10 protein-coding genes are annotated in these 13529 nt (G+C 58.1%); 1 reads left to right on the forward strand and 9 read right to left on the reverse strand.

The features are described 5' to 3' along the window. Positions 1-895: 895 nt before the first annotated feature. Both ABEL04_RS08930 and ABEL04_RS08935 read right to left on the reverse strand, forming a co-directional pair. Positions 896-2053: a nucleotidyltransferase family protein gene (locus ABEL04_RS08930; protein WP_375802042.1), complete on the reverse strand. Its 1158-nt coding sequence runs from the start codon at positions 2051-2053 to the stop codon at positions 896-898. A gap of 277 nt (positions 2054-2330) precedes the next feature. Continuing rightward, positions 2331-3710, reverse strand: a complete 1380-nt coding sequence (locus tag ABEL04_RS08935; RefSeq protein WP_375802043.1) for an arylsulfotransferase family protein — start codon at positions 3708-3710, stop codon at positions 2331-2333. A 321-nt stretch (positions 3711-4031) separates the two neighbouring features. Here ABEL04_RS08935 and ABEL04_RS08940 point away from each other — a divergent pair, with 321 nt between their 5' ends. Next, on the forward strand, positions 4032-5273 hold the full coding sequence (locus ABEL04_RS08940) for a polysaccharide deacetylase family protein (RefSeq protein WP_375802044.1): 1242 nt from the start codon (positions 4032-4034) through the stop codon (positions 5271-5273). A 57-nt stretch (positions 5274-5330) separates the two neighbouring features. Here ABEL04_RS08940 and ABEL04_RS08945 read toward each other — a convergent pair whose 3' ends face one another. The 7 genes from ABEL04_RS08945 to ABEL04_RS08975 all read right to left on the reverse strand — a co-directional run. Beyond that, entirely contained in the window at positions 5331-6785 is a 1455-nt protein-coding gene (locus tag ABEL04_RS08945) for an oligosaccharide flippase family protein (protein ID WP_375802045.1), read from the reverse strand. Between the two features lie 162 nt (positions 6786-6947). Further along, positions 6948-8144 (reverse strand): glycosyltransferase family 4 protein, encoded by a 1197-nt coding sequence (locus ABEL04_RS08950; protein WP_375802046.1) that lies wholly within the window; start codon positions 8142-8144, stop codon positions 6948-6950. Then, positions 8141-9373: a glycosyltransferase family 4 protein gene (locus ABEL04_RS08955; RefSeq protein WP_375802047.1), complete on the reverse strand. Its 1233-nt coding sequence runs from the start codon at positions 9371-9373 to the stop codon at positions 8141-8143. The genes ABEL04_RS08950 and ABEL04_RS08955 overlap by 4 nt, the downstream gene beginning before the upstream one ends. 88 nt (positions 9374-9461) lie before the next feature. Next, complete coding sequence (locus ABEL04_RS08960) at positions 9462-10466, reverse strand: NAD-dependent epimerase/dehydratase family protein (protein ID WP_375802048.1); 1005 nt, start codon at positions 10464-10466, stop codon at positions 9462-9464. A gap of 11 nt (positions 10467-10477) precedes the next feature. After that, complete coding sequence (locus ABEL04_RS08965) at positions 10478-11683, reverse strand: glycosyltransferase family 4 protein (protein ID WP_375802049.1); 1206 nt, start codon at positions 11681-11683, stop codon at positions 10478-10480. A gap of 71 nt (positions 11684-11754) precedes the next feature. Continuing rightward, the gene (locus ABEL04_RS08970) at positions 11755-12663 is read right to left on the reverse strand and encodes a hypothetical protein (protein ID WP_375802050.1); all 909 of its coding nucleotides are present in this window, start codon (positions 12661-12663) and stop codon (positions 11755-11757) included. Beyond that, on the reverse strand, positions 12663-13529 hold an 867-nt coding region (locus ABEL04_RS08975), incomplete at its 5' end, for an FAD-dependent oxidoreductase (protein ID WP_375802051.1). The genes ABEL04_RS08975 and ABEL04_RS08970, both read right to left, overlap by 1 nt.

Consider the following 13529-nt stretch of genomic DNA (forward strand, 5'->3'; position numbering starts at 1 on the left):
CACTGCAAACATATAATGATTATACCATGATAATGATAAGGGCCAATCTCTGAACTGAGTTAGGCCGCTAGCGGGGGTGTCGAAAGTCGGCCAAAACGGCATCGCCTTTCCGATTACTTCGGCGGCCCTCGGCCACGGAGGAGGATCTGGAGCAGAGGAGCACGCCGAGGTGTTGGAGCAGTTCCTTCGGGTTGTGAGGCCGGATCAGATCCGGGCGTTGGTTGCGCGAGAGCCCGCGGGAAGCGACTTCCTGGAGGTACTCAGAGAGCGAAAGATTCCCTTCGTGATTCGACTCAAGGTGGGCCGCCCCGTAGGACCTGCTTCAGGAAACTGGTCCCTCCCGGCCCGGATGTTTACTCGAACGTGTGGACTTCAGCAGTCGAACCTTCTGGGAGGCCGGCAGGTAGTGGGGGGAGCAGAGGCGATCGGAGTGCGCATCGGACTCAAACGCCTTGAAGACGGCTCGTTTCTCATCTTGGCCTCCCGTGGAGTCGATCCTGCATCGATGTTCGAACTCTACCGGCAGCGCTGGAACATTCTGGCCTTATTTGCAGCACTCAAGTCGAGAGGCTTTGGCCTAGAGGCAACCTTTTGACTGAGGCAGATCGGATCCGAAAGCTGCTTGGCGTTTTTGCCCTGATCTACAGCTGGACCCGGATCGTTGGTCTAGGCCGGAAAAGGCGAGAGGGACTACCGCGAGAGTGTGCCAACGGGTATCCGGAGAAGAGCCTGTTTCGGTATGGACTGGATCGGCTCCGCGAACTGTTGGTCAACTGGTATCAGATGCGCGAGGAGCTAAATCGGTGTGTTCAGGCGCTACTCGCTCCGCGCTTATTTTTGTCGTGTAGTTAGTCGGGGGTCAACTCATTCGGAATGCACCCGCACTGTTTTTCCCTCATGTTTCCCCCCTTATCTTAAAAGGACAATGACTATTATGGTAAATGAAAGCCCCAAGGGTTTGGCGGATATGATAGATGCACGACCCGAGCCCGTCACGTAGCCGGTCTCGTACCTGTAAGTTGTATGCAATAAGAGGGTATATCTGTGTAATAGAGTATCCCGCAACTTCGCTGGCGGGACGAAGAAGCCACTGGGTTACTTTCTCATAAAGCGAGTCGACTGCACCATGGCTATATGCACGTTCTCGAACGGAGGCGGGCAAAGGCGCTTCGAGCAGTTCATGGGCCAGTCGCAGACCGAGAAGAAAGAGGCGTTCGCTACGCAGTCGCTTCGCCTCACCCATCAGCCATTTCCAGTCCAGTTCTGGATGCCCGTATAGCAGTTCAGAAACGTCGCAAATGAGGCGCAGCGGCCACCACTGGTCGAGAGTACCATGGATGCAAAAGTACAGTAGGGTGTCTTCCGGCGAAAAGGCATGTACCTGCCTGTCCAAGAACGTGATGGTCCGGAGTCGTTGCCAGAGATGGGTAGGATCCAACGGGTGCTGGAAGTGGCGGGGTGTTAAGTCCCAATGCAACTCAAGCGGTACTGGAATCTTTTGCCCAGAGTCGCGAACATAAGCTTGTTCCTTACTGGCTGGCTCTGTGAGTGCTAGGTACCATGACGCTGGCTGGTCGAAGTGATCTGGGAGAGGCTTTTGCTCTTCAAATCCCTGGCTGAGGAGGAGAGATCGGGCGTCGGTCACGTCCTCCGGATGCACCAGGACATCTAAGTCTACGAACGGACGGAGGCGAAGGTCGCCATAGACGGAAGCGGCAGCAACAGGTCCCTTGAATGGGACGACAGGGATGTTATTCTGGTCGAAGCGGTCAAGCAGGTCGAGGAGTTCATGTGCAAGAAGCAGATTGTTCTTGACATTACTGCGGAACCCATCCCGAAGTCGCTCCTGCACGGAAGAAGGGGCAGCGTTCGGTACCACTTCACTTAGGCTACGATAAAGTAGGGGAAGCACCATTTGCTCGCGCGCGAGCCCCAGCAGAGCACTCCAGTCCAACGAGGATTCTACAAGCCTCCGAATCCGCGTCGCCGTCTCTTCGTCGATCTGCGTCCGCGCACAGCTTAGCAGCAGTGCGGCTTCGGACGAATGTTCCATGTCTGTTAAAGGCTTGGGGAGTGAAGGACTCCGCCGTCTCGGGCGGAGCTTCTGAAAACTAATCCTGAAAGGCTACTGATCAGATGCGAATCAGGGATTGAGGGCGAGAATCAGCATTGCAGCGGCAAATCGACCGACCACATGCACGATAAAGCCCTGGCAATTTGTGAGAGAGGACGACCTTGGCGTATCAGTGATGAACTAATTCACCAATAACGCCTGGCGTATATTCAGGGTTGGTCCCAAGTTGGCTGTTTTGGTCAAGTCGCCAAGGAACTCAAGGCGTCGGTTGTTGCTTCTGGATCGAAGTGCGAGTCGAATCCACCGACGAACAGGGCCAAGACGCAACCTGCTCTCGTGTCACATCAACGCGAATTGCCTTGGATACTACTGGCACCTTCGAATTATATGATGATTTATGCGTCCACTCCCACACGGTGCGCCCATCCGGGCCGACCTCCACGACTCTTCCCTTCTGAGCCTCGGTTAGGAGCAGGTTTCCATTCTCCAACTGCTGCCACTTTCCCATTATTTTTGTGAAGAAGGGACCCGAGTGCTGAGTCGGATATAACACTTCTGCGGAACCAGTATGGGGCTGAAGAGAAACGATTCGGCTTTTGTCGATCATCTTTCCCGTTCTCACGAGACTTGGGTTATTATCGAAAACACCGATTCGACTATTCCCTATGAAATCCGGATCATGCTGGTATATAAAAGGGGACGAAGAAGACCATTTTATTTTTCGGGTTTCTGGATCGATTACGAATACCAAGTTTAAGTTACGCAGAGATACTAGTAAGTCTCCCCTCTCAAAAAGCGGATATTCGTCTGCCATGGACGGTCTGAGAGGTTCTACGTCGTTTAAGTGTGTAACGTTATCAATATTCCTATTTAATTTAGGGTTTTCCGGAAGGCCACCCATCATCTTTTCAATGTGACGGTCCAGCCCATTTTTGTATATTACGTCTAGTACATTTATTTTATTTAAAACTTTTCCTTCATCTGACACATTAATAATCCGGTCGATCCATACTATCCTACCCCTAAGACCGGGAAATCCGCCTGGGTGGTCTTTGCTCTTGCTTCGACGTTCAGGACTAATCCCTGGCGTCCAGAAGGACCCGTCTGCTGCTCGGGCGATTGAATGGTGGTTCCCTTCCGCCAATGTCCAACGGACCTCTCCACACGCGTCGAGCCGTACCATACCTACATACTCTAGATTCAGGACGACGTCTCCTCCGGGAAGGAGCTGAACCCCATGAACTCCCGTGTCGGATGGCCTCGAGCGTTGCGTTTTGCTTTCCTGAAAGATATTTTCTCTGTTGAGCCGCCACTTGTGCACCACTCGGCCTCTCTTGTCAAGCAGCCTCAATCCAGGGTCCCACCCGCCAGAATTCTTCCACGAAGAGGAAATCAGGGTCAATCCCGGCTGTATTTTCCCAGGTGAGACCATCCTTACGCCGTGCCGATCGTACCCTTTCCCTCCCATGAGGGAGACAGGACCCGTTTCGGTGAGAGATTGCGCTTGGCTCCATGCTCGCTGAGCAAAGGAACTCGGGAACCACGCCCACCTTTGAGCGGCGACTCCGTAACCTACGCCAAGCGCGGCTACCGACAAAATGAAACAGGTCTTCGCTAGAGAAGAGGATGAGATCATAAACCATTTTTTGCGAACAGTGGAATGATCTTATTCGAAGTTTTGGAGTCGGTGATCGCTGAGCCTACCACACTACTCGAATCAAGCGATGTACTCGATGAGTGGTTTCACTGCTACAGAGGAGCAGACCTGAGCAGTGCATCCTCTCGACTTCCACATCCGAGGACATCTTGTTCGGTCCTTGGATACTCTTGAACCGTGTCCGCGAATCACTGCTACCCGTCAACCGACGCGAGCCGTCTCGAGAATCCTCAAAAGCTCAGGGTTCTGCTCCTCATCCACCGCTAACCGCACTAGACTCCGACCACACTGGCAGGAATCGTGTCCTTACTTTCCTCTCTGGAGGAGCTGCTCCCTCAAGGAGCTGGTACCGCGCTCGACCTTATCCGCGGTCGATACCCCCCGTTCGTGTACGGATCCGAACGTCTGGTCGACCAGGTCCCCGTTTTCTGCTTTCATTCTGTAGATCCGGAGCCCTTCGAAACGATCCTGCGTTTCCTGGCGCGCAACGACTACTACACTCTGACCCCTGGAGAGCTAGCCGGCTGGGTGAATGGGCGGACAGAGCTTCCACAGGAGCGCGCGATCCTCCTCACCTTCGACGACGGCCACGGAAGCGTCTGGTCGGTGGCGTATCCCCTGCTCCGTCGTTTTGGCATGAGAGCGACGGCATTCCTCGTGCCCTCTCTCATGGACGATCGGCAAGAATATCTCCCCACCTTGGAAGATGCACAGCAGGGAACCGCGAACCTCGAAACGGTCCTCTCTCGCGAAGACGGCCCGTACCCGTACCTTACCTGGGATGAAATCTCCGAGATGGCTTTGTCCGGCGCACTCAACTTTGAAACGCACTCCCACGAGCACAGCCTTATCTTCACCTCCCCGAAAATCGTCGATTTCGTGCGCCCCGAACTCCGGGAGCAGTACGATCCACTGGAGTTTCGAATTGCCACTGGCTACGGCGAGCCACCTACCGTGGGTGACCTCCCGCTGGGGGCGCCCCTATATACTACTGCGCCGAGATTATCGGGAGAGGCCCGCTATTTTGATGACAGAGGGCTTCGCCAGGCATGTGTGGATTTCGTCGCCGAACGAGGGGGAGACTGCTTTTTTGATCAGAGGAACTGGCGTCCTCAGCTCATGTCTGTCGTCGAGTCCTACCGCAAGCGCCACTCACTCGACGAGGGATACGAATCCGCCGATGAAACGCGGGAAAGCATCCGGCTTGACCTCGCCCGTTCAATTGAGGAAATCGAGGACTATCCGGAACTCGCCCCCGTCCACTTTCTCGCGTTTCCCTGGAATACGGGCTCGGCGCTGGCAGTCTCCGAGGCCAAAGATCTCGGACTGCGCGGGTGCTTCTGGGAAAATCCCGGCGGTCGGTACATAAATGAGCGCGGCCAGGACCCCTTCTATTTTCGGCGCATGGGACGTGACTTTCTCTCCCTCTTGCCCGGGAAGGGACGCGACACCCTCTTGTCTCTTCTCACTGCAAAAATCCAGCGTCGCCTCACTACTCCATCTCCGCACTTGACGCACCGACCTACATCGACTTCCGAGTAGGGAAGAGAACCCTTCCGTCCCGGAGTCACTTGTCCGAGCTCGATTCGTCGTGTCGCCTCAGTGCTCCAATCCATTCAGGGAGCTTCGCTCTGCCAACTGACTGATATTTTCCCACACCATCGCGCTGAACCCCGACACCACCGTCGCCCCTCCAAAGGACACTATGAACGCGATTGCTGCCCAAAGCTCTCCTGTCCCTAGATAGGCAACCACTCCCGCAGCCAGAATTCCAACTCCCAGCAGCGGCGAAGTCTGCGCGATTAATCGCATCATCAGTTGCTCGGAGGTGTACCGCTGAAGGTACCGGACCACAAGAAGGGCGTTGATTCCAGCCGAGACTACGGATGCTGTGATTGCCCCTTCCACTGCCAGTACCGGAATCAGCACTCCGTTGAATGCGACATTCAGTCCCGTCGCGATAATCTGGAAGCGAAGTCTTTGCACCTGCCGTCCAGCCGCCAGCATCAGGCGGTCGCCGAGAATCTTCACGCCGTTAAATGGAATCCACAAGGCAAACAGTTTGACGACGAACTCGGTGTCCTCGAAACGAGAGCCAAAAAACAGGGGAATCAGGTCAGGAACGACCACGAAGACGGCCCACCCCAAAAGCACACAAACAACGAGCCCTCCCTTGATGATAGTGCTCACAGCGACCTCAAACCCTTCTGCATCCTCTTGTACAAGCCGCGTGAGCCTCGGATAGAGGGCAAACGCAAACAGGGGGACGACTATCATGCTTACCTCGACAAACTTGAGTCCCGCTGCGTATATGCCTGTTGCCGTACTTCCTGCAATCAAGGATAACATTAGCACGTCCGCTCGTTCGTGAAGCCTCGACACGACTGTTCCGGCGGCGTAGGGCCATGCCTGTCGGGCAGTAGAGACCACAGAGTCAATGTCCAACCGAAGACGGATTCTCTTCAGATGTCGCAGGTTCAGCCATCCCCCGCTCGCGACCAGAAGCCCTCCGCAAATCGGGAATCCAGCGAGGGCACTAATCAGGGTGTCTCCCCCGCCCAGCATCACCACAATGCCAATTGCAATCGCCAAAACTCGGCTTCCCGCCTCCAGAAGGGCCGGAGCGGCCATACGCCGTTCTGCAAATGACGGAAGAAAAAGTGAGCGTACGATCCCAGCGCTCAAATGATAGGCAGCTAGAAGGGCGACCACTGCTCCTTTCTGTAGAGACACGCCCACTCCGGCGAGAAATATGGCACAGCCACCGGCATAGATCGCTGCCAGCCAACATTGGGCCCCAAGGATCCGGCCGACAACATTGACTTTACTCTCAGAATCGTGAGTCGCAAGCTCCCTGACGCCGTAGTCCTCCACCCCAAGTTCCGCGATTGTGCGACCGACGGAGGCAATAGCCATAGCGAATGCGTAGACCCCGACGCCCTTAGGGCCGAACTGCCTCGACAGCAGGATAAAGAAAATGAATGACGCAGCATCGCCAGCCAACCGCCCCCCAGCAAGCCAACCCAAATTTTGGAGGACGCGAATCCTCCCCATTCGCAACAGTGTCCGAACGAGTCCTCCCAATCGCTCCCTAAGGCTGCGCACAGGCGATCGGCGAAGTATTTCGGATAGTTTTGGACGAACCCCGAATGGGGGCGGACTCCCAATCAGGTCGAAGTACCAGCACTGATTGGCCTTCCCAGTCAGTAAGGAGGCTCATGAGTCCTCTAGAACCCCTACGAACGTTTCTACGTGAGCCTCTGCGATGGCCTTCATACTGAACCTCTGCTCCACAGTTGTCCGCGCGTTCTCTCCGAGTTTGCGGGCCTCTTCCCGGTTGGAATAGAGTTGCCAGATTGCATCCTTGAGAGCCCCGCTGTCGCTGGCCACAACCAAAATTCCATTCTCCCCATCCGTCACGACGTCAGGGATGCCTCCTACCCTGGTTCCAATACAGTGAAGTCCGCACGCCATGGCTTCGATAAGCGAAAGCGGAAGGCCCTCGCTTTGGCTTGGCAACACGAATCCGTCGGAGGCTATCAGGTATTCCTCCACATTCTCCACGTATCCGGTGAAGGTGATGTGCTCCTCAAGGCTGTGCTCGCGTACGTACGTCCGGAGTTCCCCCTCACAGGACAGGTATTGACCGGATCCAGAGCCCACCAGAACCAGGTGGAGATCCTGAGCCCGCTCCATCAATTCCCTCCACGCTTCCAGGAGCATGGTGAGCCCTTTTCCCCGATTCAGCTTGCCGGTGTACGTCAGCAACCACTTCTCGGGAAGACCTAGCTCGGACCGCAGACGGTCCGCCTCCGAATCGGAGGGGGGGCGAAATCGCTCCGTGTCAACGCCGTTCGGAATCATTGTGATTTGGCGTTCATCGACCCCTGCGCCCAGGTACTCCTCGGTAATGGCCGTGCTGATACTGACGAAGCGATCGGCCTCCATCAAGATCTGGTTCCGCAGCTGGATGCACCCAGTAAGAAATCTGTCGAGCACGGGGTGCCGACGAACGAAGTCCGTGCGGACGAATGCCCCCGCCATCTCCCCCTCGCTCTCCGACCGCAAGACGCAGGCTTTCCCAAAAAGCTTCGCCATTACAACCCCGACAACGCCGAGGACGCGGAGGCCGCACACATAGATGAGGTCGTAGTCGTGCCGAAGCCGATACAGCGCGTGCGCCGCCGCGGGGATCATGAAATACTTCCCCAGCCTCGGATAACCGGACGGCGGGACGCGGTGGACGTCTGCCCCCTCGATCTGCTCAAACTTCGACAGGGACGAATCGACGCGACGAGTCACGACGACGACCTCGTGCCCTCGGTTAACCAGTTCCCGAGCCAGAAGCTTTGAGTGCGACTCAGCTCCCCCGACGATCGGGTAGAACGCCTCTGCAAGTAGACAAATTCTCATCGTTTACCACTGCGTCGCTGATTGTCGGACTTCGGTTCCACCACGCCCTCCATTGCCGAATCGTACTCCTGGCGCTCCGAGAGGAGGGTCTCATAGAGATTCTCGATGCGTCTCATTGAGGTCCGAACATCGTACTCCTTCACTGCCTCCTCCGCCCGTTCCGAGAGGCGTTGCGCTCGATCGGGATTCCCGAGAAGATCCGTCACCGCGTCCGCGATCGGTGCAGGCTCCTTCGGCGGAACGAGGACCCCCGTACGTCCATCCTCGATCACCTCCTCCACCCCGTCAACCGTCGTGGCGACGACCGGTGTGCCGGTCGCCATGGCTTCGAAGACCGTCAGTGTCGTGCCCTCATAGACCGAAGAGATGACTTTCACGTCCATTAGCTTGTACAGCCGTGCTACGTCTCGGCGCTCTCCGGTAAAGATCACGTCATCGGCAACCCCCAGTTGTCTCGCCTCGTCCTCCAGTTCTCCACGAAGGGTCCCATCTCCGACGATGAGGATCTTCATCTCAGGGACTTTGGCCTTGATGGCCGGGACTGCGTTGAGGAGGTGCGTGATCCCCTTCTGTTCCTCCAGCCGTGCGACCGTACCTACCACCGGAGCGCCGGAATCGATGCCGAGCTCATCGGCCGCCTCTTGTGCTGCGCTGTCCGGTACGTCCCGGAATTCGTCGAGAGGAACTCCGTTGAAGATGACTTCGATATTCTCAGGATCCACGCTCCGACGCTCCACACAGAATTCTGCGACGGCCTCACAGTTCACCACCACCCTGTCGTTTAGGGGAGCGAGTAGCCAATCCGCGAGCTTCTGGTACGGGGGAACCGTAGGAAACACGGCGTGCTCGTGCAAGACCACTGGCATTCCCAGTAGCGCCCCCACAACTCGTCCAAGCGTGCACGCCTTGTATCCGTGTAGATGGAGGAGGTCGGCCCGGGTCTGACGGACCACTTTCGCAATGTCCAGTATGGAGGCAGGGTTCAACCGGCCATAGTCGGAGTAGAAGACCTGTCCTCCTTGCCGCTCGATGTACCGCCCGGCCTTGCTTGGTGCCTTGAGGCCTAAGATGTTCATCTCGAAGCGTTCGCGGTCGAGCACGTTTACCCACCACGACATGAGTCGTGCGATGCCGTGGATGCTCTCACCATCGATCGAGAACTTATCGACTACCTGGAGTACCCGGGTGCGGTCGTCGGTTCTCTCCGGTGTGTGTGATTGCGTTTCCATTGTGCTCACCCCTATACGCCTTCAGATTGAGTGAGGGTGGGCCGGACCCGAGCAGCGTCCCAGTCCGGATGCCCTCAGGGCTGCGATTCTACAAATAGCCATTCTCAAAGTACCACTTCGCCGTCCGGTTCATCCCCTCCTCGTGGGACACCTGGGGCTCATATCCCAGCTGCCGGCGCGCCTTCTCGTAGGTGAAGTAGCGGTTCTTGGTGAAAAACCCGACGCGCCGCTCGTGAAGGGGCGGCTCGATGCCGAGCGGCTGGCAGGCGGCCTCGCAGGCCTTTGCGGCCATCATCAGAGGCTTGACCGGGAAGCTCAGGCGTGGAGGCTCCACGTCCACCGCGTCCGCGACGAGTTCGACGAGCTCCGACAAATAGACCGGCTCGGGACCCGCCAGAACAAACGCTTCTCCAAGTGCCTCCTCCTTTTCACCGCACAGGATGAAGCCCCGGACGAGATCGTCAATGTAGGCGGGATGGAACCACACCTCCCCCGACCCAAACATGACAAACACGCCGTTATAGACCATTCGGAAAAGCTTGAGCATCCGTGTGTCGCCGGGACCGTACATGCTGGAGGGTCGCATGATGACCCCGCGTGCTCCGTCGTCGAAGGCGTCCTGCACCACCTGCTCGCCCTCTACCTTCGTCTCCTGGTAGACATCTCCCGGATTGAAGGGTGACTCTTCATGGCAGGGAATCTCCTGCACGTCCCCATGGACCCCGATGGTGCTGCAGTGCACAAAGCGCTCCAACCCGTGCTTCTGTGCGGCGTGAACAAAGTTGTCGACCCCCCCGACATTGACGTCCCAGAAATACTGGTCTGACGGCTTGGCGGACCGGAACGGGGACGCGAAATTATAGGCCTTCGTCACCCCTTCGCAGGCTCGCTCTACGTCCTTTCGATCAGTAATGTCCCCCTCGACAAGTTCTACGCCGATGTCCTTGAGGGGCGAGGGATCGGAATCTGTATCCGGACGCACCATGGCACGAACTGACTTCCCCCGACTGCGGAGTTCCCGGGCGAGCGCTCCTCCAGCAAACCCGGTGGCCCCGATGATCAAAATCGTGTCCCCTGCGTCGCTGTGCGCCATCATCTCGGCCGTCACTGCTCAGTAGATGCAAGTGGTTCAGCCCCGTCTTGTCCACCATGGGACAGAATGTCCTGCTCAAGGGTCTCGTAAAAATCAGTCAGCTTGCGCCGGAACGCTTCGGGGGAGTACTCCTCCGCAACCCGCTCCTGGGCGTTGACCGCCAACCGCTCTCGGAGGTTCTCGTCCCGGAGCAGACGCCGAAGTGCCTCGGCCATCGCGTTGGGCGTCGGCTCGGCAAGCATGGCAATCTCGTCGTCGAGCACCTGCGTGTGCGTTCGCTTGCGGGTCGCCACCACCGGCCGTCCGGAATCGAGGTACGAGTAGATTTTCATGGGCGTGTTCGTTCCCTGGGTGCGGGGCGACACGAGAATGTCTGCCTGTCGGAGGTACGCCCCGAGGTGTTCGAGGGGCCTGGGCCCCAGAAAGTGGACGCGGTCCGCGACCCCGCGCTCAACGGCTCGATCCCGGTACGTTTCAATGCGCCGGTCGCTCCCCCCAATAACCACCAGGTGTGCCTCCTCGCCTCCTTCAGAAACGAGGTGGAACGCGTCGATCAGGAGGTCAATCCCCTGATAGCGTTTCAGATTTCCGACGTACATGAGAATTTTCCCCTCCACGGACAAGTCCTGGCGAAGGTCCTCCTCGACTTCGGTATCGTCGAGCATGGACACGTCCTCAAGCCGCAGCACAGGCATGTTTGAGTCCACCTCCCGCACTCGGTCCTCCAGGGCCTCGCATACGACCACCACGGCTTCACTTCCGTGGATCGCCCACGCCTCCATCGCCTCCATGAACGGTTGAAGCAGCTGCGCGCCCCGATAGTCGTTCACAATCTGCTCGGGCATCGACGAGTCCATGTCGAACACGTAGGGCGTCCGGGTAAGCCACCGCAGCCCACGCGCAATGAACGACGCCTCCTCCACCGCGTGGATGACGTCGTAGTCCTCACTTCGGGCTATTTGTGCAGCCCGTGCGGCCATCACCACGTCACAAACGACCTTTTCAATCGAAAATCCGGGGTCAATGTCTTGGATGAACGGCAGTGACGGAATGCGATGCAGTTGCGCGTCCCCGAGCGGGACCGACTCTCCCTCGTGGTAGGTGAGCAGATCAACCTCGTGGCCGGCCTCGGCCAGCGTTTCGACCAGCATGCGCACCGCGATCGGCGTGCCCCGCGGTTGGTAGAATGGCTGAGGAGCCAGAACAAGGATGCGCATAGACGAGCTCCTGCGGTACCGCTACAGTTAAGGGGATGACCCGAGCGTTTTATTTCGCAACGTCCTAACCGTCAGGCCGGTCCGGGTCTCGTCGCGTATTCCCGCCTTACGGCCCCCATCCACACAACGGCGATGAACGCCAACCCCACGTACGAGGGATAATTCCGAAGTTTGCCGATGTGGACGTGGTGATCGGCCACCCGAATTTTGTTCTCTGCCACGAGGACCCCACGGATGGAAACCGTCGCAGGGGGCTGAATCTCCAGGCCCTCCACCTGCATCTGCACTCTCCCCTGGTAATGTTTGAGACAGGGGCCCTCCTGGGTGTCGACGTATTGCGCCCGGTCCAGGGCCACGCGATGCCCTATCCGGTTCGACGACCTGCTCAGCGTCTTCAGAGAAGAGGCATCTGCCTGAACAGGACCCTGAAGCAGCAAAAAGGGAACCGTGAAGTAGCCCACCAGCAGGACGCCGATTCCCGCAAGTCGGTACGCATTGGGCCGGACAAGGTCCAGCCGCTGGTGCAAGGTGGGCCGCCCGTGCCAGGCGACGTACGCCAGACCGAGCGCAGTCAGCGCGTAGGTCGCAATGCTCTCGGGCCAGAACAAGCTCCAGTTCGTGGATGTCCAGGAGAAGGGAGCTAGAAAGTGCACCCCGGCGCCCCACTTGGTCTGCACGGCGTCGAGCACCAGGTGGAGGACGACGTTCCCCCCAAGAATCGCAAACGTCCCCCAGACGCTGCCGGACAGCAGTGCCGCCGCCGCGCACAGAAGGAGACACCCGAATAGAGAGGCCTGTACGATCGTGTAGGCCTGGAGGGCATACGGGTCAATACCTGGAACGGCGAAGAGCAGTGCGCGCTGGAGGATCCAGGGGAGATCCGGAATCACACAGCCGAGATAAACCCACCGGAGATCCACGTCCCGGAGCGACCGGGTGGCCAGCCCCTGTGCCCCGGCGTGTGCGAGTGTGTTGGGCATTACTCGTCCTCCTCGTAAACAGTCCTGGACTCAAGCGCGTGAGGAAACTGTGCCTCGATCCTCCGAACTTCTTCCTGGCAGCGGTCCGGTCCCCAGTCAAACAGCCTGTAAAGTGTCGGGGCCACGTCGAGGGCACGCGCCGGATTGTCCCCGAGGCTGGTTCGTCGGAGAATCAGGTCGTCGAGATGCACCACCGACTCCTCATCGATAATCTGCGCGAGGGACTCCTGCCAGTCGGACGCTGCCGTACGGGGCCTCCAGTCATAATCGAAGATTCCCCGCTCGCCCGTCCGTTCCGCACACGCCCGCTCAAACGTGTCTCGTTTCTCGTCCGACACCGTGCAACTCGGGAAAATGCGAGTGATCCCTTCCTCGGCCGTGCTCCGGGCCGCGGTAAACTTCGTCCCCTGAACGCTAAACAGGCCTTCAGGCCCTCCCCGCGCCGAATGGTCGATCCACCGTTCTTCTTTGGCCAAAGCCGATGAGCCGCGCTGTTTCGCCGGGAGATACCCGGCGTAGACGCTGACGACCTCCTCGCGGTTCAGCCTCAAATTGGGAAAAGCCTCATTCACCTTCCGCAAAAAGTCGTCCATTTCTCTCGGCGACGGACGCGGAGATCCCTCCTTGTCGTCGCGGGGGGCATGCCCCGTCCCGATGAGCACCCGTCCCTTCCATGGATGTAGGAAGTAATGCTTTCCGTCTCCGGAGGGCACCGCTCCGACTGCGCACTCCGCGGGCGCCTCCCGATCGAACAGCACATTCCAGGCGCTCAGACACGGGTTGAGATCGGACAGTTCTCGGTCGAAGTTATGGGCCACCTCGCGGCTCCACGGCCCGGCTGCATTGACGACCGTGCCGGCACGAAA

It is taken from the genome of Salinibacter sp. (assembly GCF_042218895.1).
Lineage (GTDB): Bacteria > Bacteroidota > Rhodothermia > Rhodothermales > Salinibacteraceae > Salinibacter.